The organism is Streptomyces sp. NPDC031225 (genome assembly GCF_055570355.1).
The window spans coordinates 22,410-42,902 of record NZ_JBVIHJ010000032.1 but is presented as its reverse complement, the minus strand read 5'-3'; the positions used below and the strand labels follow the sequence as shown (position 1 = coordinate 42,902).

At 71.3% G+C, this 20,493-nt stretch carries 19 protein-coding genes and 1 tRNA gene; 13 read left to right on the top strand and 7 right to left on the bottom strand.

The annotated features are described in order from the left end of the window. Window positions 1-242 precede the first annotated feature (242 nt). A complete protein-coding gene (locus tag ACZ48Z_RS39150) occupies window positions 243-908 on the top strand; it encodes a bifunctional DNA primase/polymerase (RefSeq protein WP_468740677.1) in 666 nt (221 codons plus the stop codon). Window positions 909-964: 56 nt separating this feature from the next. Continuing rightward, complete coding sequence (locus ACZ48Z_RS39145; RefSeq protein ID WP_468740676.1) at window positions 965-1,597, top strand: hypothetical protein; 633 nt, start codon at window positions 965-967, stop codon at window positions 1,595-1,597. A gap of 245 nt (window positions 1,598-1,842) precedes the next feature. Here the strand turns inward: ACZ48Z_RS39145 and ACZ48Z_RS39140 are convergent, their stop codons facing one another. From ACZ48Z_RS39140 to ACZ48Z_RS39130, 3 genes are all read right to left on the bottom strand, one after another. Then, on the bottom strand, window positions 1,843-2,808 hold the full coding sequence (locus ACZ48Z_RS39140) for a DUF5926 family protein (protein WP_468740675.1): 966 nt from the start codon (window positions 2,806-2,808) through the stop codon (window positions 1,843-1,845). A 201-nt stretch (window positions 2,809-3,009) separates the two neighbouring features. After that, on the bottom strand, window positions 3,010-3,648 hold the full coding sequence (locus ACZ48Z_RS39135) for an ATP-binding protein (RefSeq protein WP_468740674.1): 639 nt from the start codon (window positions 3,646-3,648) through the stop codon (window positions 3,010-3,012). A 58-nt stretch (window positions 3,649-3,706) separates the two neighbouring features. Next, the gene (locus ACZ48Z_RS39130; protein ID WP_328748646.1) at window positions 3,707-4,534 is read right to left on the bottom strand and encodes a glycerophosphodiester phosphodiesterase; all 828 of its coding nucleotides are present in this window, start codon (window positions 4,532-4,534) and stop codon (window positions 3,707-3,709) included. 258 nt (window positions 4,535-4,792) lie between these two features. Here ACZ48Z_RS39130 and ACZ48Z_RS39125 point away from each other — a divergent pair, with 258 nt between their 5' ends. After that, window positions 4,793-6,289 (top strand): S1C family serine protease, encoded by a 1,497-nt coding sequence (locus ACZ48Z_RS39125; protein ID WP_468740673.1) that lies wholly within the window; start codon window positions 4,793-4,795, stop codon window positions 6,287-6,289. A gap of 72 nt (window positions 6,290-6,361) precedes the next feature. Here the strand turns inward: ACZ48Z_RS39125 and ACZ48Z_RS39120 are convergent, their stop codons facing one another. Next, window positions 6,362-6,961 (bottom strand): hypothetical protein, encoded by a 600-nt coding sequence (locus ACZ48Z_RS39120; protein WP_468740672.1) that lies wholly within the window; start codon window positions 6,959-6,961, stop codon window positions 6,362-6,364. Window positions 6,962-7,351: 390 nt separating this feature from the next. On the opposite strand from ACZ48Z_RS39120, the gene ACZ48Z_RS39115 reads away from it, so the two are divergent. Together ACZ48Z_RS39115 and ACZ48Z_RS39110 are read left to right on the top strand one after the other, a co-directional pair. After that, window positions 7,352-7,438, top strand: a tRNA-Ser gene (locus ACZ48Z_RS39115). Between the two features lie 617 nt (window positions 7,439-8,055). Then, window positions 8,056-8,550, top strand: coding sequence for a hypothetical protein (locus ACZ48Z_RS39110; RefSeq protein ID WP_468740671.1), 495 nt, complete (start codon window positions 8,056-8,058; stop codon window positions 8,548-8,550). Between the two features lie 29 nt (window positions 8,551-8,579). Here ACZ48Z_RS39110 and ACZ48Z_RS39105 read toward each other — a convergent pair whose 3' ends face one another. Continuing rightward, window positions 8,580-9,497: a DUF4231 domain-containing protein gene (locus tag ACZ48Z_RS39105; protein ID WP_468740739.1), complete on the bottom strand. Its 918-nt coding sequence runs from the start codon at window positions 9,495-9,497 to the stop codon at window positions 8,580-8,582. Window positions 9,498-9,955: 458 nt separating this feature from the next. Here ACZ48Z_RS39105 and ACZ48Z_RS39100 point away from each other — a divergent pair, with 458 nt between their 5' ends. Continuing rightward, complete coding sequence (locus ACZ48Z_RS39100; protein WP_468740670.1) at window positions 9,956-10,804, top strand: AAC(3) family N-acetyltransferase; 849 nt, start codon at window positions 9,956-9,958, stop codon at window positions 10,802-10,804. 68 nt (window positions 10,805-10,872) lie between these two features. On the opposite strand, the gene ACZ48Z_RS39095 is transcribed toward ACZ48Z_RS39100, so the two are convergent. Then, the gene (locus ACZ48Z_RS39095) at window positions 10,873-11,757 is read right to left on the bottom strand and encodes a bifunctional DNA primase/polymerase (protein WP_468740669.1); all 885 of its coding nucleotides are present in this window, start codon (window positions 11,755-11,757) and stop codon (window positions 10,873-10,875) included. A gap of 347 nt (window positions 11,758-12,104) precedes the next feature. On the opposite strand from ACZ48Z_RS39095, the gene ACZ48Z_RS39090 reads away from it, so the two are divergent. From ACZ48Z_RS39090 to ACZ48Z_RS39065, 6 genes are all read left to right on the top strand, one after another. Beyond that, a complete protein-coding gene (locus tag ACZ48Z_RS39090; protein WP_468740668.1) occupies window positions 12,105-12,419 on the top strand; it encodes a hypothetical protein in 315 nt (104 codons plus the stop codon). Window positions 12,420-12,769: 350 nt separating this feature from the next. Next, window positions 12,770-13,759 (top strand): bifunctional MaoC family dehydratase N-terminal/OB-fold nucleic acid binding domain-containing protein, encoded by a 990-nt coding sequence (locus ACZ48Z_RS39085; RefSeq protein WP_468740667.1) that lies wholly within the window; start codon window positions 12,770-12,772, stop codon window positions 13,757-13,759. 23 nt (window positions 13,760-13,782) lie between these two features. Next, entirely contained in the window at window positions 13,783-14,184 is a 402-nt protein-coding gene (locus tag ACZ48Z_RS39080) for a MaoC family dehydratase (RefSeq protein ID WP_468740738.1), read from the top strand. Further along, the gene (locus ACZ48Z_RS39075) at window positions 14,181-15,347 is read left to right on the top strand and encodes a lipid-transfer protein (protein ID WP_468740666.1); all 1,167 of its coding nucleotides are present in this window, start codon (window positions 14,181-14,183) and stop codon (window positions 15,345-15,347) included. The genes ACZ48Z_RS39080 and ACZ48Z_RS39075 overlap by 4 nt, the downstream gene beginning before the upstream one ends. Window positions 15,348-15,503: 156 nt before the next feature. After that, a complete protein-coding gene (locus ACZ48Z_RS39070) occupies window positions 15,504-16,061 on the top strand; it encodes a SigE family RNA polymerase sigma factor (protein WP_468740665.1) in 558 nt (185 codons plus the stop codon). Window positions 16,062-16,689: 628 nt separating this feature from the next. Beyond that, window positions 16,690-18,348: a long-chain fatty acid--CoA ligase gene (locus ACZ48Z_RS39065; RefSeq protein WP_468740664.1), complete on the top strand. Its 1,659-nt coding sequence runs from the start codon at window positions 16,690-16,692 to the stop codon at window positions 18,346-18,348. A gap of 146 nt (window positions 18,349-18,494) precedes the next feature. Here ACZ48Z_RS39065 and ACZ48Z_RS39060 read toward each other — a convergent pair whose 3' ends face one another. Next, window positions 18,495-19,718 carry an MFS transporter gene (locus ACZ48Z_RS39060; protein WP_468740663.1) on the bottom strand — a complete coding sequence of 408 codons (1,224 nt, stop codon included), beginning with the start codon at window positions 19,716-19,718 and terminating at the stop codon, window positions 18,495-18,497. Window positions 19,719-19,877: 159 nt separating this feature from the next. Here ACZ48Z_RS39060 and ACZ48Z_RS39055 point away from each other — a divergent pair, with 159 nt between their 5' ends. After that, window positions 19,878-20,462: a TetR/AcrR family transcriptional regulator gene (locus ACZ48Z_RS39055; RefSeq protein ID WP_468740662.1), complete on the top strand. Its 585-nt coding sequence runs from the start codon at window positions 19,878-19,880 to the stop codon at window positions 20,460-20,462. Window positions 20,463-20,493 lie beyond the last annotated feature (31 nt).

Below are 20,493 nucleotides of genomic sequence, written 5' to 3'. Positions count from 1 at the left end.
AACCACCGACGACCGAGCCCCATCCTCCCGTGGCGGAGGCGGAGAGAAATACGCGCGACGGCAAAACGCCAGACTTCGCCACCCCCCGCCACGCCCATGCTTTTGATAGACGCAGTATGGGGTTCCCCTTGTCTCGGACAAGGGTGTGATGCGCCAACAGGTACGCACAGTGAAGTGATCGACACATGGTGTGATGTGGTCCTCGGTGTTGCCAGCGGTGCAACGGAAAGGAACGAGCGCTCATGCGCGAGATCCTCGGAAGGCGACGCAGGCTCCTGTCCCAGCGCAACGACGGAAGGCCTGAATTGATCAGCGCGGCCCTGACCATCGCTACGGAATGGCAGTGGCCCGTACTCCCGGGTGTGGCACCGGACCCCGAGGGCCGGGCCCGCTGCGGCTGCCCCGACCCGGAGTGCACGGTTCCCGGCGCCCACCCCTTCGACCCCGGCCTCCTCGCGGCCACCACAGACGCGCGCATGGTGCGCTGGTGGTGGAGCAACCGCCCCGCCGCACCGATCGTCCTGGCCACCGGCGGCACGGCACCCTGCGCGGTCAGCCTGCCGGCGCTCCCGGCCTCCCGTGCCCTGGCCGCGCTCGACGCCAAGGGCATCCGCCTCGGCCCGGTGGTCGCCTCGCCGACCCGCTGGGCGATCCTCGTCAAGCCGTACTCCCTGGAGCAGCTGGGCGAACTGCTGTACGCCCAGGACCACGTCCCCGGCTCCCTCCGCTTCCACGGCGAGGGCGGCTACCTCGCCCTGCCCCCGTCGGAGACCGGGCACGGTGACATCACCTGGGAGCGGGCTCCGCTTCCCGGCTCGGCCTCCCCGTGGGTCCCCGACGTCGAGGCCGTGGTGGACGCCGTGGTCGAGGCCCTCACTCGTACGGGTGTGAGCGCGCCCGAGTTGTAAGGGTGTCGGGCGCGGGCGGAACCGGGTGCCCGCGCCCTGTCGTTATCGTCCGCTTCATGCTGCGCCATTCCGGGGGACGCCCCCCAGCCCCCCGACGGGACCCCCGACGGATCCGTCTGTTCGCCCTGTGCGGCGTCGTGGTGTGCGCGGTCGCGCTGCCGCTGGCCGTGGCCTCCGCGGGACAGGTGGGCGACGGGGGGCGCGCCGCCGTACGTGATCTCGTGCGCCCTTCCGTACGGCCCTCCGCCCGCGAGGACGAGAAACGGCCCTCCGCCCGCGAGGACGAGAAAGAGCCCCGAGCGGCGGCGAGCGGATCCCCGCTGCTGCTCGGCCTGGGTCTGGCCACCGCCGCCCGCTGCGGTCCGGACCTGAACTCCCCCGACGGTGTCGAGGCACAGACCTGTGTGCTCACGCAGGGCGAGCAAACGTGGGCGCGCACCTACTACCGCAACGCGACCGGCGCGGCGCTGGACGCCGTGCTCAGCCTCATGGGGCCCGGCGCGCGCTCGGTGCAGATGCACTGCGTGGTCGGCGCCGACGACGAGCCGGACAGCTGCGAGACACCCCGGCAGCAGACCAGGGGGACGCCGGACGACTACACGGCGGTCGCGGAGTTCGCCGCCCGGTCGGAAGACGGGCCGCTGCTGCTGCGCTCCGGGAGCAACTCCGGGGAAACCACGGGCAGTTGACGGACGGATCCGTTGCGTAAAGGGTGCCCGGACACAGAAAGACCCGGTTGCTGGCGACGGGGGATGCACCAGCAACCGGGCTATTGGAACCGTAACAAGAGATCGGCCGTTCGCAAATTCGACCGCGACGCTCCGTGGCTGATTCGGACACCGACTCACCACTTTTTGGCGGGAGTTGTGAGCGTACCCGGTCGGAGCGTGAAGGAGCGGTGCGACTGACCGTCCGGTCAGCCGCACCGGATCTGTCAACTCAGCGTGACCTGGCGGTTGGTGAGGCCGCCGCGGGCGCGGCGCTCGTCGGGGGTCAGCGGAGCGTCCGTGGCCAGCGCGCCCGCGAGCCGCTCGGCGAACTCGGCGGCCGGCTTCTCGACATCCTCCGCGGTGACCCCGCTCGGCAGGTCCCAGACGGGGACCGTGAGCCCGTGAGCACGGAAGGAACCGACGAGCCGGGTCCCCTCGCCGAGGCTCGACCGCCCGGCCGCGTGCAGCCGCGCGAGCGCGTCCAGAAGCTGCTCCTCGGGGTGCGGCATGACCCAGCGCAGGTGGTTCTTGTCCGGGGTCTCGCACCAGTAGGCGGCGTCGACGCCGGTCAGCCGGACCGTGGGGATGGCCGCGGCGTTGGCCCGCTCCAGGGAGGCGGTCACCTCGGGCGTGGCGTTCTCCGCGTCCGGGACCCAGAACTCGAAGCCCTCGTGCACAACTGGCTCGAACGTGCCTTCGGGGTCGAGCAGGTCCTGGAGCCGCGGACCGTCGGCGGGTGCGCGGCGGCCCTCCACCGGGGTGCCCACAGGCGCGGTCAGCGCGCGCTGGAGGGTGTCGGCGAGGTCGCGGCTGATGTCGCCCGACGCCGTGTCGTTCTGCAGACCGAGGAGCACCGAGCCGTCGTCGCGGCGCAGGGCCGGCCATGCCATCGGCAGCACCGTGGCCAGCGTGACCGACGGGACGCCCTCGGGGAGGCCGTCCTTGAGGGGCAGTTCGACGGTGGCGGCGGGGACCAGCTCGCGCAGGGCCACCCAGTCGCCCTCGCCCGGCAGCCCCTCGAACGGGCGCTGCACCAGCTCGGTCGCGGCCTGCGCGGCGGCCCGGCCGTGGCAGGCCTTGTAGCGGCGGCCACTGCCGCAGGGGCAGGGTTCGCGGGCGCCGACGACCGGGACCTCGCCCTCCGTGATCTGCGGGCGCTTGGCCTTCGTCTGGGGTCGCTTCTTGGCCATCGTGGCTGTCTCCCGGTTACGGCTCGTCTCGTACGGCGGGAGCCTAGCCGTTCGTGACTTGGCCGACGGGAGCCTGTGGACAACGCCCGGTGTTTTCAGGGGCGCGGACCTGTCGCATATACGGCTCCACCTCGACAAGCCACGACAGACCGCGACGAGCCCGCAGCCGACGGACGGCATCTCCTGGCCCCGCGTGGGCCTTCAGTCGAGATCGTTGAACGCGTCCGCGAATCCCAGGTCGGATATCGCGGACACCGAAGGAGCGGTGACCCGTGACGCGAAATCGTCGCGACGGCGCCCCGCGTCCGGATCGTGAACGTCCGAGTGCACGATCACCCAGACCGTGACCTCGCCCCGGGCGTCGTCCCTGACACCCCAGTCGTCGGCCAGCGCGGTGATGATGTTGAGCCCCCGCCCGCCGTGCGCGGTGACCGAGGGCGTGGCCGGAGCCGGGCGGGTGGGTCCGCCGCCGTCCGTCACCTCGACCGTGAGCCTGCCGCCCGCCTCCACCCGCCAGGCGGCACGGACGTCACCGTCCCCGGCAAGGGCGTCGCCCAGCGGCCGACCGTGTTTGCACGCGTTGCTCAAGAGTTCGGAAAGAATGAGTACGGCATCGTCGATGACCGATTCCGCCACGCCGCCCGTGCGCAGTTGCACGCGCATACGGTGTCTCGCTGCCCCCACGCCCGCAGGGCCATGGGGTACGGCCATGCTCGACGACGTGGGCACCTCCTGTGCCACCACCAACGCCACCCCCGAGACCTCCTTCGCCCCACGCCACGGTGTGGATGCCCCATTGGCCTGTACCGGAAACCGGCCAATCCCCTTCCGCCGACGCATTCGCCACGCTCGAACACGCACCGAACGCGCCGGGGCACACCCTGTGACGGAGACGACGTCAGCGGCCCAGGCGGTCCAGTACCGCGCGGGGGCGGTTGGTGATGATGGCGTCGACGCCCAGGTCCACGCAGAGGTCCACGTCCTCCGTCTCGTTCACGGTCCACACGTGCACCTGGTGGCCCGCCTTCTTCAGGCGCTCGATGTAACCGGGGTGGTTGCGCACGATCCGGATCGAGGGCCCCGCGATCCGCACCCCCGCGGGCAGTCGGCCGTCCCGCAGCCGGGGCGAGACGAACTGGAGCAGATAGACCGTCGGCAGCGTCGGTGAGGCCGCACGCACGCGATGCAGCGAACGGGCCGAGAAACTCATGACCCTGATCGGGGACTCGGCGGCCGAGGCGGGGGCGTCGAGGCCGAACCTCTTCAGGAGCGCCAGCAGCCGCTCCTCCACCTGGCCCGCCCAACGCGTCGGGTGCTTGGTCTCGATGGCCAGCTTCACGGGCCGCCCCGCGTCGGCGACGAGTTCGAGCAGCCGCTCCAGGGTGAGGACGGAGGTGTCCTCCCGGTCCTCGGGCCGGTACACCCAGTCCGGCTCCTCGTCGCGGGTGCGCCACAACTCCCGGGTTCTGCGGGAACTGAAGTCCAGGGCGGCCAGGTCCGCGAGCTCCAGCGCCGAGACCGCGCCGCGGCCGTTGGACGTACGGTTGACTCGGCGGTCGTGGACGCAGACGAGATGGCCGTCCGCTGTGAGACGTACATCGCATTCGAGGGCGTCCGCGCCGTCCTCGATCGCTTTCCGGTACGCGGCCAGGGTGTGCTCGGGGGCGTCTTCCGAGGCACCGCGGTGGGCGACGACCTGTGTCAGCTGCTGTCGTGCGTGGGTCACCGCGTCATGGTGCCACCGCGCGGGGGTACGCGTGCGAACGGAGGCACATGGATTGCGCCTCTTTTGTCTTACATGGCCTATATAAAGAACGGCCATGGACGCACAGGGACCGCTTATGGTGCCCTGACGGCCCATGGGAAAAGCTGACGGCATACAAAAGGACATGCACAGCTGACGCACGCCGGACACCGAGCGGCACTGGCCGAGCGTGACCGTGTGCGACCCGACAACGACAGCCGTGGACCGAGGAGAGAAGCTGTGAGCACCGAGAACGAGGGCACCGCGGTACCCCCGGCCCCGTCAGCACCCCCTGTGCCGGTGGACGCTCCCGCGGCTTCGGCGCCCCACGCCTCCGACGCGGGCGCCCCCACCACCCCGATCCCGCCGGTACCGCCGAACGCCTCCGGCGGCGCCCACCAGGGACCGGAACTCGTGCACGCCGGACAGGCTCCGGCGTACGCCTCCACGGAGGGTGTGGGCGGGGCTCCGCAGTACCCCGGCCCCGAGGGCGCGTGGCCGCCGCCGCAGGCCCCCAACACGCCGTTGTACGCCGACGGCGGCGCGGGCGCCGGTGAAGGTGCCGGTGGCGCGGGCGGTGCCTGGGGCGCGGCCTACCAGCAGCCCGCCCCGAAGCCCAAGAGCGGCCGTGGTGGCCTCGTCGCCGCGATCCTGGTGGCCGCGCTGGTCGCCGGCGGTCTGGGCGGCGGTCTCGGGTACACCCTGGCCAAGAACAACGACGACGGCTCCTCGACCACCCTCTCCGCCTCCGACAGCGGCGGCAGCGTCAAGCGGGACGCCGGCACCGTCGCGGGCGTGGCGCAGAGAGCCCTGCCCAGCACGGTGACCATCGAGGCCGAGTCCACCAGCGGTGAGGGCGGCACCGGCACCGGGTTCGTCTTCGACACCCAGGGCCACATCGTCACCAACAACCATGTGGTGGCCGACGCGGTCGACGGCGGCAAGCTCACCGCGACCTTCCCGAGCGGCAAGAAGTACGACGCCGAGGTGGTGGGCCACGCACAGGGCTACGACGTGGCGGTGATCAAGCTCAAGAACGCGCCGAGCGACCTCAAGCCGCTCACCCTGGGCAACTCCGACCAGGTGGCGGTCGGCGACTCGACGATCGCCATCGGCGCCCCCTTCGGTCTCTCCAACACCGTCACGACGGGCATCATCAGCGCGAAGAACCGCCCGGTCGCCTCCAGCGACGGCAGCGGCTCGAACGCCTCGTACATGAGCGCCCTGCAGACCGACGCCTCGATCAACCCGGGCAACTCGGGCGGCCCGCTGCTGGACGCCCAGGGCAACGTGATCGGCATCAACTCCGCGATCCAGTCCAGCAGCAGCGGTGGCCTCGGCGGCACCAGCCAGTCCGGTTCGATCGGCCTCGGCTTCGCCATCCCGATCAACCAGGCCAAGTACGTCGCCCAGCAGCTGATCGCGACCGGCAAGCCCGTCTACGCCAAGATCGGCGCGTCCGTCTCCCTGGAGGACTCCTCGGGCGGCGCGAAGATCACCAGCGAGGGCGCCGGCGGCTCCGCGTCGGTCGAGGCGGGCGGCCCCGCGGCCAAGGCCGGCCTCAAGCCCGGCGACGTCATCACCAAGCTCGACGACTCTGTCATCGACTCCGGGCCCACCCTGATCGGCGAGATCTGGACCCACAAGCCCGGCGACAAGGTCAAGATCACCTACGAACGGGACGGGAAGACCCACACGGTCGACCTCACCCTGGGCTCCCGCACGGGCGACAGCTGACACTGAGTGAGGCGGTCGTGCCGGAAGCGTGGATTCCGGTACGACCGCCTCAGCTCGTCCCGGGGTACCGGATCAGACAAGCGCCCCGTCGGTGATCTGGGTGGCGATGCCGTTCTTGAGTTCCACCTGGGCCTCAACGCCCTTCTTGGCCGCCTTCTCCAGGTCGGCCTCCTCGCACGGGGCGTCCACCTTCGAGCCGCCGACGCCGCAGATCTGGCCCCCGCCCAGGATCACGGTGTCCTCGGCGACGTAGAAGATCTGCTGCTCACCGCCGGAGCCCTTGGCCGCGGGGCCGTCGACCAGGTACTTGCCGGGTGCCACGTACCGCACGATGCCGTACCAGGTGCCGTTGACACCCTTGCCCTTGTTCAGGCCTTCTACGACAGTCTCGCTGCCGCCGGTCGTGCCCCCCGAGCCGGAGGTGCTGCTGCCGGACGTGTTCCCGGAGCCGGGGGTGCTGCCGCCGCCGGACGTGCTCCCGGAGCCGGCGGAGGGCGAGGAGGCGTCGCTGACGCCCTTGTCGGCGGACGTGTTCGACGTCGCAGTGGCCGTGCTCTCCTTGCCGGAGGAACTGTCGGCGGCGTCGCTGCCTTGGTTGCACGCCGTCATCAGCACCATGCCGCCCATGAGCGCGGCAGAGACGAGGAAGGCCTTGCGGCGGTTGAGGATCATGGGTCGATTCACCTGAGTATTCGCTTGGTCGGAGCTGAAGCGCGGTCGGTTCCTCAGCGGGTTTTCGCTCACTATGAGAGGGCCGGGACCCGAACGGTTGCCTCGGTCCTTGATCCAATACAACGCTGTCGCAGTCCCGTGACATGAACAACTCGGCTGTACAGAACCGGGGTTGCCGCCCACCGCCATGACGTGATGGCCGGTCGTGGAGGGCGGCGCGGTAGGTGCGGCTCGCGGAGAGGAGCGGCTGCGCACTCTTTGTTCAGCGCGGGATCTGCTCCTGAGCGCCGGCGAGGTGGCGGGCCTGTGGGCCATGTGTGGGCCACGCCCCACCGCACGGACTGCGACCGGTACTCTGTACAGGCTCCGCCCCTGGTGGGCGGGTGCACAGGTGGGTTGCCCGAGCGGCCTAAGGGAACGGTCTTGAAAACCGTCGTCGCAGCGATGTGACCGTGGGTTCAAATCCCACACCCACCGCGGGACAAGCAGTGTGAACGGCCCCCTGACCAGGCAAATCGGTCGGGGGCCGTTCTCATGTGCGCTGGTGGGCGACGGCCGTGGTCCGTCGTCCTCACCAGTTGGCCGTAGCCGCGTCATCACCAGGACTCGGCCTGCAGGAACAGTGCGATCACCTCCGCGACGAACCAGACGGAGAACACCAGACACGCAAGCCACAGCCCCCAGAGGAGCCGGCGAGCCTCTCGTCGTATGCGCATGAGCGGATCGTCCCCTGTCATGGTCCTGGGCCTGCCCCCGGACCGGACTTCCCGTCCCGGCGGTGGGCGGCTCCCTGCGAACCCGCGGTCGTGAACGGTGCCCACACCGTCCCGGTGCCGGGCTGATACCGCGCCCGAGGGGTCGTTCTGGCCGTGGCCGTGCGTGCCCGGGATTCTGCCCGGGGCCGGGCCCTGTGTCCCCTGGGCGGCACCGAGCCGCACCACAGCCACCGCGAGTGAACGGTGTGAGGGGGAGGGGCGTCCCCCCGAAGGGGGCGCCCCTTTCGGGTGCCGGGGTGCGGGGAGTGGGTGGCTTCGGCGTCGGGACTGGGTAGGGAGCAGGGCGTCCCGGCCGGTTCTCACGAGGGGGCGGAGAGCGTGGAGCGTACGACTCGGATCGGAGTCACCGGTCACCGGGACATCCCCGAGCCGGTGGTGGAGCGCGTGCGCACGGGCATTATCGAAGAGTTCGCGAGCCGGGCCGCGCGTGGCCCCGTCGAGGCGTTCAGTGCTCTGGCCGCCGGCGCCGACCAGCTCTTCGCCGACCTCGCGCTGCGGAACGGCATTCCCGTCACCGCGGTCATCCCCGGCATGGACTACGAACGCCACCTGGGCGGACAGGAGATCCGTGCCGCGTTCCGTCGTCTGCTGCTGGCCTGCGCGGACCGGGTCGACCTGCCGGTCGAGCGGAACCGGGAGGAGGCGTACCTGGCGGCCGGACGCTGGATCGTGGACCACACGGACCGGCTGGTCGCCGTCTGGGACGGTGAGCCCGCGCGGGGGCTGGGGGGCACCGCGGACATCGTGGCGTACGCGAGCCGGGTGGGCGTACCGGTGAAGGTCCTGTGGCGTCCCGGCGCGCGGCGCCCCTGACCCGGCCGCCCGGGCCGCCGCCCGACGGTTCAGCCCCCGAAGCGGGCGAGCCAGTCGGTGTGCTGCGGCAGCATCAGGTGTTCCGTGTCGGACACGGCTTCGGGCCACCGTTTCTCGGTGACGCTCTGGGCCAGGACGGCCCGCTGGGTCTCCAGTCCCTCCCGTACCAGCGCGTGCGCGTACGAGAGCGGGTGGTGGCGTCGTGTCTCCAGCCAGGCGACGCCGGTGGCGGCCGAGGCGGCGAGCAGGCCGCTGAGATCCCAGCCGGAGAGGACGCCGGTGCTCCGGACCACCGCGGCGGCCAGGGCGAGCAGGGTCAGCAGTGCGGTCAGCGCCGACCAGAGGGCGGCGGACCGGCGTGCCTGGACGGCCCGGCCGCCGTACCAGCCGAGTTGGTCGAGGACGCGGTCCCGCAGGTAGATGTCCTTGCGGACGGTGAACGGTTTGTCGCGCACCGCCCGCATCGTGCGGGTGATCTGCGGGTGGCGCGGATCGTCCGGCTCGTGACGGCCGGCCGGGTACCCCGGGGTGTTGCTTACGGGGGCCGGGCCCGAGCCGGGGTCGTGGGTGGGCTCCTGCCACCCTATGCGCCGTAACGACCGCAGGTGTTCCTCCAGTTGCTGGTTGAACAGCCCGTCGGGGTCGGGCACCTTGGAGTGGAACGGCCCGCCGTGCACCATGTACTGCCACGCCAGCGACTTGACGGTCTCGGCGGCGTCGCGGTGCGCCTGCCAGTGGGCGCGGGCCCGGCGGCGCTGGATGACGACGCCGGTGACCACGGTGAGCCCGTAGAGCAGGGCCGACAGTGCGGTGAGGGCGTGGCTGTCGAAGTGGTCGGCCAGGGTGGCGCAGACGGTCGCCACGAGCAGGAGCGCCAGCTGGGTCATGGTGGCCCTGAACGCCTCGCTCTGACGGTTCATGGCCCACCGGTCGTTGGAACGGAACAACGGCGGCAGGTCGTCGTTTCCTATCGTCGCGCGCGGCCCCGGGACGTTGTGCCCAGGTGTGGTTGCCGCCATGGATGAGTCACCTCGCGAGGAAGGGGGGAAGACTCATGGTGACGTGGAGTCGTCCGGGTGCCAACACCGCGTGTCCGGCGAGGACTTGAGACCGGCACCGGAACGGGAACCGTGCGGGGCCACCCCTTCCGCGGCGCGTCGGACCGCAGTCTGATGGTGACGACGGTGCTCGGCGGGACCTCCGCGTGGCTGCGCTCAGCGTCGAGCAGGACTTCGAGTCGGGGCGTATCGCGCCCCGGGTGAGTGGGTGACCGCAGGCGCATCGACGTCGTTCTGGAGATGCCGCCGATCTGAGTCCACCGCACGATGCGAACGCCCGGACCGGATCACGGACATCCCATGCGACGACCCGTACAGAGCCACCGACATCCTTCAGGGAGCGTGCGTTGACCAGCCGTGCCGTCCGACTCGCCGAGCCGCCGCCCGGGTCCTTCCTCGATCCCGACGAACTGACCGCCCAGCTGCGGGCGTTGGGCGTCCGCCCCGGTGACACCGTGCTGGTGCACGCGTCCCTGAGCGCTGTCGGGCGGGTGCGCGGCGGTGTTCGTGCGGTCGTCGACTCGTTGCTGGACGCGCTCGGCGGGGACGGCACCCTCGTCGTCTACACCCAGACCCCCGACAACTCCGACCCGTCCCGCTGGCCCCTCACCCGGGGTCGCGCCGTGCCGGCGGCGCAGTGGTCCCGGCTTCGGGAGACCCTGCCCGCCTTCGACCCCGGGCTGACCCCGAGCTACGGCGTCGGCGTACTGCCGGAGGAGGTCCGCACCCGGCCCGGCGCCCTGCGCAGCAGCCATCCGCAGAGTTCGTTCGCCGCCCTGGGGCCGGCCGCCGCACGGATCACCGCCGGACACGCCCTGAACTGTCACCTGGGTGAGGAGTCCCCCCTCGCCCGGCTGGAGGAACTGGACGCCCGCGTCCTGCTGCTGGGCGTCGGCTACTCCGTCTGCACGGCCTTCCACCTGGCCGAGTACCGGGTGCCGGGCCAGGGCAGCCGCCAGTACGGCTGTGCGGTCGCCGACGGCTCGGGGCGGCGCTGGCACCGGTACCTGGACGTGGACTTCGACACGTCGGACTTCCCGGCGCTGGGGGACGCCTTCGAGTCACTTCCGGAACGTCCGGTGGCCCGGGGCCGGTTGGGCGCCGCCGACAGCCGCCTGTTCGATCTGGCCCCGGCGGTGGCGTACGCGTCGAAGTGGCTGACCGAACACCGCCCGAAGCGGAGCCCCGTCGAGTAGGGGGCGATCTTCTCCCCCGCCATCTCGACCGAACGGACAGGGGCACCCCGCCCCCTCACCTCGCCCCCTTACGGCGCCCGATGCCCCGACATCCGTGCCGCTGACGCGATCGTCGCCCGGGCTTCCCGTTCCGTGAGTCCGGTGTTGAGGGCCGCGTCCACCAGGGGGGCGACCAGGGCGGGGCCGATGCCGTTCTCGTAGGCGCGGCACGCGGCCCAGAACAGACGGGTGTTGCGCTGGCCCTCGTGGGCGGCGAGGACGAACTGGACCAGGCCCTGGCCGTGGTCGCCGGCCGAGGGATGGGTCGCGGGGTGGGTGGGGCGCGGTGGCGGGAGGAGCAGGCGGAGCAGGGCGGGCGGGCAGGTCGCGGGGGCCAGGTGGGCGGTGCCCGGGGCCGTGCCGTAGACGCCGTGGTCGGTCGCCGAGCCGGGGCCGACGAGGTAGCCGCCGGCGCCCCGGATGTCGATGCCGGGGGCCAGGCGGCCCGCCGAGTTGGGGACGGCGGCGTCGGGCGGGCCGGTCAGCCACAGGTGGCGGCCGCCGCTCGGGGTCAGGACGACGACCGTGTCGGGGATCGTGAAGAGGTGGCGCAGGGCCAGTTCGCGCAGGGCGGCCGAGGAGTCCGTGCCCGTCTTGGTGTCCAGGTCGATGCCGATCAGATGGTGGGGCGGCAGGCCGCACGCGATGCCGTAGCCCGTCGCCCAGGGGGCGGCGGCGAAGAGCTCGCGGATGCGGACGGGGTCGGTCGAGGCGTCGTAGACCCCGTGGCCGAAGCGGCCGCACTCGCCGTGGCAGGGCGGTGCCGGAGGGCCTTCGGGGTTTTCGTCTCGGTGGGGGGAGCGCAGGGCCGGGAGCTTGGTCCGGGACAGGGGGATGACGGCCAGTCCGCGCTCGGCGGCTGACAGGGCGTGTGCGAGGGCCAGCGTCGTGGCCTGCCGGTCTGTGGTGGCCATGCCTCTATGTTCGTACGAGTGTTCGAAAAAAGGAAGGGCGGGAGGGCTCGACTCGCCGGGGTCGACGGATTGGCCGGAAATCTGCCGGAACGCTTCCTCTGGTGTCCCGCTTGGCGATCAAGAGCTCTCGTCGTCCCGGCGTGGTGCAGGAAGTCGCGAAAGGGGTTTATCGACTTGTCCTCACGCTTCAGGGGGAATAACCCCTTCCGCTCTGGTTCGCCGGGGATTCGGTGGGCAACTCTGGTCCTGCGACGTCGTGCACAACACCGGGGCAGTCGGCCAACTGCCCTGAAAACAAGCTGACTTGACGTACCACCGGCAACAGGCCGGGTTCTGGAGGAAACACCATGGCAAGCATCCGTACCGCCCGCGTCATCGCCGCCGTCTCCGCCCTCCCGCTCGCCGCCGCTCTCTTCACCGGCGTCGCGGCGGCGGGCAACGGCGGCGTCGCGGACGACGGATCGAACGCGGGGGTCGCGAGCATCGTGGGCAGCGGTGTCGGTCACGACAACAACGGCAACTCGTCCACCACACAGCAGAGCGCCGTCGGCTCCGGCGCCTCGAACCAGAGCAACACCGCGCAGGTCAACGGCTCCGCGTTCACGGCCGTGAACCAGGGGAACAGCAACACGTCCGTCAACTTCACCCCGCTGTGGTGGTGATCCGCGAGGGCTGACCGGACCTCGACGGGGGGCGGGTCGCGCGGGGACGGGGGTGCGGGGGGACGCTCAAGGGGGGTTGGCAGCGGGGCGCAGGGGGCGCAGGGGGCGTTGAAGGCGGTTCGCGGGGGACGCTCAAGGGAGGTGTGCAACAGGACACTCGCTACAGGGGACTCGCAAGGGACTCACCGGGGATGACACGTCTGCGCGGCGGTGCTTCGGCGCCGCCGCGCAGACGTGTCGTGGCGTTTCGTGGCGTGGCGTGTCGTATTCGCGGACCCGATGACGACCTTGACATCCCGTCACATCTGACGGACAGTCAGAAACCGGTTCGAGGGAGGGAGCACGCGCCCATGAACACCGTGGACCCTGTGGATCCCACGGAACCTGTGGACAACTCGGAGCCCGTGGATACCTCGGAGTCTGTGGGCCCCGGGGGCGAGGGCGACCCGACGGCCCGTCTCAAGGCCTACGAAGGACTCCCCGCCGCCGTCGCCGGCACTGGCAAGGACCCCGTCAACGCCCCCATGATCCGCCACTGGTGCGAGGCCCTGGGCGACACCAACCCGGCCTACACCGGCCCCGACGCCATCGCCCCGCCGACCATGCTCCAAGCCTGGACGATGGGCGGCCTGACGGGCCACACCACTGGCCGCTCGCAGGCGTACGACGAACTCCTCACCCTCCTCGACGAGTTGGGCTGCACCTCGGTCGTCGCCACCGACTGCGAGCAGGAGTACCTCGCACCCTTGCGCCCCGGCGACGAGATCACCTTCGACTCCGTCATCGAGTCGGTCTCGGCCCGCAAGACCACCAAGCTCGGCGCCGGCCACTTCGTCACCACCCGCACCGACGTCCGCGTGGGCCGGACCCTTGTCGGCACCCACCGCTTCCGCATCCTCAAGTACGCGCCCGCCCGGCGGAAGCAGGCCCCACCCCGCCCCCGGCCCGTCGTCAACCGCGACAACGCCGGCTTCTGGGAGGGCGTACGGCAGCGCCGGCTCCTCATCCAGCGCTGCACCGCCTGCGCCGCCCTGCGCTTCCCCTGGCTCCCGGGCTGCTCGCGATGCGGCGGCCCCGACTGGGACACCGTCGAGGCGAGCGGCGAGGGCACCGTGTACTCGTACGTCGTCATGCACCACCCGCCCTTCCCGGCCTTCGATCCTCCCTACGCCGTCGTCCTCGTCGAACTCACCGAGGGCGTCCGGATGATCAGCAATGTGGTCGGGACGCCGTACGACAAGGTGCGGATCGGGATGCCGGTGCGGCTGGAGTTCCGGTCCTACGACGACGACCTGGTGCTCCCCGTCTTCCGCGCCGCCGCCGAGGAGGCCGTCGTATGAAGCTGCCGTATGAGGGCCGTCGCATGAAGGCCGGAGACCGGATACCGCCGCTGGAGATCCCGATCACGCGCACGCTGATCGTCGCCGGGGCCATCGCCTCCCGCGACTACCAGGACGTGCACCACGATCCGGAGCTGGCCCGGGAGAAGGGGTCCCCGGACGTCTTCATGAACATCCTCACGACGAACGGCCTGGTCGGCCGCTACCTCACCGACCACTTCGGACCACGGGCCGTGCTCACCAAGGTGGCCATCAGACTGGGCGCACCCAACTACCCCGGAGACACCATGGTGTTGACCGGAACCGTGGAAACCCTCGAAGACGCCACCGTGACCGTCCGGATCGTGGGGTCCAACGGCATCGGCCACCACGTGACGGGGACGGCCACCCTCAGCCTGCGGAACACCCTGGGGAGCGCGGAATGAGCGCACGCGCGCGTGACCGGCTCGGCGGGCAGGCCGCGATCGTCGGTATCGGGGCCACCGAGTTCTCCAAGGACTCCGGCCGCAGCGAGCTGCGCCTGGCCGCGGAGGCGGTCCGTGCGGCGCTCGACGACGCAGGGCTCACGGCGGCCGACGTGGACGGCATGGTCACGTTCACCATGGACACCAGCCCGGAGATCACCGTCGCCCAGGCCTGCGGGATCGGCGAGCTGTCCTTCTTCTCCCGCGTCCACTACGGCGGCGGCGCGGCCTGTGCGACCGTCCAGCAGGCGGCGCTCGCGATCGCGGCGGGCGTGGCCGAGGTGGTCGTCTGCTACCGGGCCTTCAACGAGCGTTCGGGACGCCGCTTCGGCTCCGGCGTCCAGCACCGCGAGCCCTCCGCCGAGGGAGCCGCCCTCGGCTGGTCCCTCCCCTTCGGCCTGCTCACCCCGGCCTCCTGGGTGGCGATGGCGGCCCAGCGCTATCTGCACACCTACGGCCTGACCCCGGAGGCCTTCGGACACGTCGCCGTCATGGACCGCGCGCACGCGGCCACCAACCCGGCCGCCTGGTTCCACGGCCGCCCCATCACCCTCGCCGACCACGCGGCCTCCCGCTGGATCGTCGAACCGCTGCGCCTTCTGGACTGCTGCCAGGAGACCGACGGCGGCCAGGCGATCGTCGTCACGTCCCTGGCACGCGCGCGTGACCTCCCCCGCAAGCCCGCCGTCATCACGGCCGCCGCCCAAGGAGCGGGCCGCGCCCAGGAACAGATGACCAGCTTCTACCGCGACGACCTCACCGGCCTCCCCGAGATGAACGTGGTCGCCCGCCAGCTCTGGCGAACCTCCGGCCTCACCCCCGAGGACGTCGACGTGGCGATCCTCTATGACCACTTCACCCCGTTCGTCCTGATGCAGCTGGAGGAGTTCGGCTTCTGCGGGAAGGGCGAGGCCGCGGAGTTCGTACGCCAGGACCGGCTCCCCCTCAACACCCACGGCGGCCAGCTGGGCGAGGCCTACCTCCACGGTATGAACGGCATCGCGGAAGCGGTACGGCAACTGCGCGGCACGGCGGTGAACCAGGTGCCGGAGGCGGGGCGGGCGCTGGTGACGGCGGGGACGGGAGTGCCGACGTCCGGGCTGGTGCTCACCTCGGACGCGTAAATCGCCGAGGCCCCCAGGGGTAAACCCGCAGTACTGCGGCCCGGCTCGTCCACCTTCAGGAGGTGCAGTCAGCACCACTTCTACAACCTGAGGGGGAGTCGCCTTCGGGACTTGTGGCCGATGAGCGGGAGGCGGTCGCGAATCTAGCGTGGAGTCATGACCACACTCGTCTGCACCAGTGCTTCGAAGGCCGCCGTACCGGCGACGCAGACCCTCGCGTACCCCTCGTTCGCCTCGTACGTGAAGGCCCGCCAGCCGGTGCTGCTGCGTACCGCCCGGTCGCTGACCGCGAACCCGTGCGATGCCGAGGACCTGCTGCAGACCGCCCTGGCCAAGACGTATGTCGCCTGGGAGCGCATCGAGGACCACCGGGCCCTCGACGGCTATGTGCGCCGGGCCCTGCTGAACACGCGGACCTCGCAGTGGCGCAAGCGCAGGGTCGACGAGTTCGCGACCGACGAGATTCCCGAGCCCGACCCCGTGCCCGCCGGCGACGACCCCGCCGAGCAGCAGGCCCTGCACGACGCGATGTGGCGGGCGATCATGAAGCTGCCGGACCGGCAGCGCGCGATGGTCGTCCTCAGGTATTACGAGGACCTCAGCGAGGTGCAGACCGCCGAGGTCCTCGGAGTCTCCGTGGGGACGGTGAAGTCAGCGGTGTCCCGAGCACTGGGCAAGCTCCGCGAGGACCCCGAGCTGGTACTCGCCCGGTAGGCAACCGGGGTTCGCCGGGCGAGGGCCGTGGTGGGCAGTCGGAGCATGTGCCGGGGGCCGTCAGGCAGGGGCCCGTGGCAGGTAACCGGTCTGGCGCCGGGGTTGGTCGGGTGGGGGCGGTGGCAGGTAACCGGTCTGGCGCCGGGGTTCGCGGGGTCGGGGCGGTGGCAGGCGGCCGGTCCCGCGCTGAGGTTCGCCGGGCAGGGGTCGTGGAGGTGACCGGTCTCGCGCCGGGGTTCGTCAGGCAGGGGCCGTGGTGGGGCACCGGGTCGCGCCGAGGCTCGTCAAGCGGGGGCCGTGGTGGGCAGTCGGAGCGTGTGCCGGGGGTCGTAGGCAGGGGCCGTGGCAGGCGACCGGCTTGCGCCGATGTTCGCCGGCCGGGGACCGCAGCGGGCAGTGGGAGCGCGTGCCGAGTTCGCCGTGCTGGGACCCAGGAACGGAACCGGTGCGAGCGCCGGAGCCCGGCAAGCGGGGGACCACGGCGGGGAACCGATCGTGACGGTCGGCCGTTGTGAGGGCATCGTGACGTGATCGATCGCCCGGCTCTAGTGACATACCACGTGGTATGTGCGCAGAATCGGCGCGACCCTGACCACCGCGAAGGCAATGTCGCCACCGGGAGGACGCCGTGCTGAGCACCATGCAGGACGTACCGCTGACAGTCACCCGCATCCTCATGCACGGAGTGCTGGTGCACGGACGGTCCCAGATCACCACCTGGACCGGAGAGGGCGAGCCCCAGCGACGCAGCTTCGCCGAGGCCGGCACCCGCGCGGTACAGCTGGCGAACGCCCTGCGCGACGAACTGGGCGTACGGGGCGACGACCGGGTCGCGACCCTCATGTGGAACAACGCCGAGCACGTGGAGGCGTACTTCGCGATCCCCGCCATGGGCGCGGTGCTGCACACGCTCAACCTCCGCCTCCCCGCCGACCAGTTGGTGTGGGTCGCCAACCACGCGGCCGACAAGGTCGTCATCGTCAACGGCTCACTGCTGCCGCTGCTGGCCCCGCTGCTGCCGAAGCTCGCGACGGTCGAGCACGTCGTGGTCTCGGGCCCCGGCGACCGCTCCCTCCTCGACGGCGCACGCCCCCGGGTCCACGAGTACGAGGAACTGATCGCGGACCGGCCGAAGACCTTCGACTGGCCGGAGATCGACGAACGCCAGGCCGCCGCCATGTGCTACACCTCCGGCACCACGGGCGACCCCAAGGGCGTGGTCTTCAGCCACCGTTCGATCTATCTGCACTCCATGCAGGTCAACATGGCCCAGTCGATGGGCCTGACCGACCAGGACACCTCGCTCGTGGTCGTCCCCCAGTTCCACGTCAACGCCTGGGGCCTGCCGCACGCCACCTTCATGACCGGCGTCAACATGCTGATGCCGGACCGCTTCCTGCAGCCCGCGCCCCTCGCAGAGATGATCGAGAGCGAGCGGCCGACCCACGCGGCCGCCGTCCCCACCATCTGGCAGGGCCTGCTCGGCGAGCTCACCGCCAAGCCGCGTGACGTCTCCTCCCTCACCCAGGTCACCATCGGCGGCTCGGCCTGTCCGCCCTCGCTCATGGAGGCCTTCGACAAGCTCGGCATGCGGGTCTGCCACGCCTGGGGCATGACGGAGACCTCCCCGCTGGGCACCGTCGCGCGCCCGCCGGCCCACGCGGTCGGCACGGACGAGGAGTTCGCCTACCGCCTCACCCAGGGCCGCTTCCCGGCGTCCGTCGAGGCCCGCCTCTCCGGCCCCGGCGGCGAACGCCTGCCCTGGGACGGCGAGTCCGCGGGCGAGCTGGAGGTCCGCGGCCCCTGGATCGCCGGTGCCTACTACAACGGCCCGGACGCCGAACCCCTGCGTCCCGCCGACAAGTTCAGCGAGGACGGCTGGCTGAAGACCGGTGACGTCGGCACCATCTCCGCCGACGGCTTCCTCACCCTCACCGACCGCGCCAAGGACGTCATCAAGTCCGGCGGCGAATGGATCTCCTCGGTGGACCTGGAGAACGCGCTGATGTCGCACCCGGACGTCACCGAGGCCGCCGTCGTCGCCGTCCCCGACGACAAGTGGGGCGAGCGCCCCCTGGCCACGGTCGTCCTCAAGGAGGGCTCCACCGCCGACTTCGAGTCCCTGCGCGCCTTCCTCGCGAGCGACGTCTGCAAGATCGCCAAGTGGCAGCTCCCGGAGCGCTGGTCGATCATCGCGGCGGTCCCGAAGACGAGCGTCGGAAAGTTCGACAAAAAGGTGCTGCGCAAGCAGTACGCGGAGGGCGAGCTGGACGTCACCCAGCTCTGACAAGCAGCACGAGGGATCATGAGGGTACGGCGATCGGGGCGCCCGGGTGGGTCGGCACCGGGGACCCTGACCGCCGTAGCGGAACAACCCTCACCTCGGCGGCCACCGCGTACCGAAGCAGCCTCACTGCCCCACCGCAGCAGCCCTCACCGCCGTACCGAAGTGCTGATCCACCCCAGCCCCAGCCACGCACCCGCCACCGCGCACACCCCGCCCCAGCCCCACCAGCCGAACGCCGACGCGGCGAGCGCGGACGCCGACGCGCCGCCCGCGAAACCGGCCACGACGTAGGCCGTGTTGGCGGTGGCCGGGGTCGACGTGGTCGTCAGGGCGAGGGTCTGGTTGGCGATGTGGGAGGCGACCAGGGCCGCGTGGACGGCGATCGCCGCGACGAACAGTGCCCACAGCGCGTGCCCGCCGAGCCAGAACAGCGGCACGGAGAGGGCGGCGAGCAGATACGCCGACCGTACGACCGTGGCGGCGCCGAAGCGGTCCACGAACCCGCCGGCCAGGGGTGCCACCACACTCGCGGCGAGCCCGAAGAGGCCGAAGAGCCCGGCGGTCGCGGTGGACAGGCCGTAGGTGGGGCCGGTCAGCAGCAGGGCCAGTGAGGTCCACAGCGCGCTCCAGGCGCCGTACATCCCGGCCTGGCGCACACACGCGCGCCACAGGTCGGGCGAGCGGCGGACGAGCGAGGGCAGCGCGGTGAGGCCCCCGAACAGCGGGCCGGAGCGCTGACGGCGCTCGACGGGCAGGGCGTACGCCGTGGCGAGTCCGAGGACGGCCGTCAGGACGGCCGCGCCCACGAACACCACCCGCCAGCCGAAGGCCTGACCGACCAGGCCGCCGAGCACCCGGGCGGCGACGATGCCGGTGAACAGGCCCGCGATGACGGCCGCGACGTGGCGGGCCCGGCGGTCGGCGGGGGCGCGCTGGGCGACCAGCGGGACCAGCAGCTGGGGCACGACGGTCACCGCGGAGGCGACCAGGACGGCGGCCGCGAGGGCGGTGGTGCCGGTCGCGAACGCGGCGGCGGTCAGGGCGGCGGTGGCGACGAGCGAGAGGGCGGCGACCAGGCGGCGCCGGTTCACGCGGTCGCCGAGCGGGGCGAAGACGAGCAGCCCGAAGGCGTAGCCGAACTGCGCGACCGAGGCCACCCAGGCGACCGCCGAGGGGGTCGAGTGGAAGTCGCGGGCGATGAGGGGGAGCAGCGGGGCCGCGAGATAGATGTTGGCGGCCGTGACCGCGCTGCACACGGCGATGAGAACGAGGAGGAGGGAGTTCGCCCGCTGGGCGGGGGACTCCGTGGACCGTTCCGTGGCAGCGGAGGCGGAGGCGGAGGCGGATGCGGAGGTGGCGGCTGGTGGCATGGCCGGGGACTCCTTCGAGTACGGGCCGGATCCCATAACTACCGGGTAGCTACCGGATCCCATAACTAACCGGTTGGTTGGAACAGCTCAACAGTCTGGTGCGCCCGTCGATTCCCTGTCAACCAAATAGTTGGTTACTTGGCGCGCTACCCTGGCCCCATGGCAGCAGCAAGGGACCCCGAGGCCACCAGGGCCCGGATCTTCGAGGCGGCGGTCGCCGAGTTCGCCCGCCACGGCATCGCCGGCGCCCGCATCGACCGCATCGCGACCGAGGCCAAGGCCAACAAGCAGTTGATCTACGCCTACTTCGGCAACAAGGCGGAGCTGTTCACCAAGGTCCTGGGCAAGGCCATGCTCGACCTCGCCGTCGCCGTCCCGGTCGACCCGGACGACATCGAGAACTGGATCGACCGCCTCATGGACTACCACGAGGCCCACCCCGAGGTGCTGCGCCTGCTGTTCTGGGAGGGCCTGGAGTACGGCTCCACCGGCGAGCTGCCCGACGAGACCGAACGCCAGGAGCACTACCTCCGCAAGGTCGCGACCCTCCAGGACGGTCAGGACCGCGGCGTGGTCACCGACGCCATCCCACCCCGCGACCTGCTGTTCCTGCTGATCGCGGTGGCGAACTGGGCGGCCGTGGTCCCGCAGATGAAGCGCATCCTGGTGGGCGGGGAACAGACCGACCGTGACCGGCTACGGGCGTCGGTGAAGGAAGCGGCACGGCGGCTGGTGGCCAAGTAGAGGTCTTGGCCCAGTAAAGGTCTCCAGGCGC

Coding starts and splice junctions, on each gene's coding strand:
- ACZ48Z_RS39120 (WP_468740672.1), bottom strand. CDS start 6,961: ATGATCCTCAACCGCCGCAAGGCCTTCCTCGTCTCTGCCGCGCTCATG.
- ACZ48Z_RS39070 (WP_468740665.1), top strand. CDS start 15,504: ATGACCACACTCGTCTGCACCAGTGCTTCGAAGGCCGCCGTACCGGCG.
- ACZ48Z_RS39145 (WP_468740676.1), top strand. CDS start 965: ATGCTGCGCCATTCCGGGGGACGCCCCCCAGCCCCCCGACGGGACCCC.
- ACZ48Z_RS39060 (WP_468740663.1), bottom strand. CDS start 19,718: ATGCCACCAGCCGCCACCTCCGCATCCGCCTCCGCCTCCGCCTCCGCT.
- ACZ48Z_RS39055 (WP_468740662.1), top strand. CDS start 19,878: ATGGCAGCAGCAAGGGACCCCGAGGCCACCAGGGCCCGGATCTTCGAG.
- ACZ48Z_RS39095 (WP_468740669.1), bottom strand. CDS start 11,757: ATGGCCACCACAGACCGGCAGGCCACGACGCTGGCCCTCGCACACGCC.
- ACZ48Z_RS39140 (WP_468740675.1), bottom strand. CDS start 2,808: ATGGCCAAGAAGCGACCCCAGACGAAGGCCAAGCGCCCGCAGATCACG.
- ACZ48Z_RS39085 (WP_468740667.1), top strand. CDS start 12,770: ATGAACACCGTGGACCCTGTGGATCCCACGGAACCTGTGGACAACTCG.
- ACZ48Z_RS39075 (WP_468740666.1), top strand. CDS start 14,181: ATGAGCGCACGCGCGCGTGACCGGCTCGGCGGGCAGGCCGCGATCGTC.
- ACZ48Z_RS39080 (WP_468740738.1), top strand. CDS start 13,783: ATGAAGGCCGGAGACCGGATACCGCCGCTGGAGATCCCGATCACGCGC.
- ACZ48Z_RS39090 (WP_468740668.1), top strand. CDS start 12,105: ATGGCAAGCATCCGTACCGCCCGCGTCATCGCCGCCGTCTCCGCCCTC.
- ACZ48Z_RS39150 (WP_468740677.1), top strand. CDS start 243: ATGCGCGAGATCCTCGGAAGGCGACGCAGGCTCCTGTCCCAGCGCAAC.
- ACZ48Z_RS39135 (WP_468740674.1), bottom strand. CDS start 3,648: ATGCGTCGGCGGAAGGGGATTGGCCGGTTTCCGGTACAGGCCAATGGG.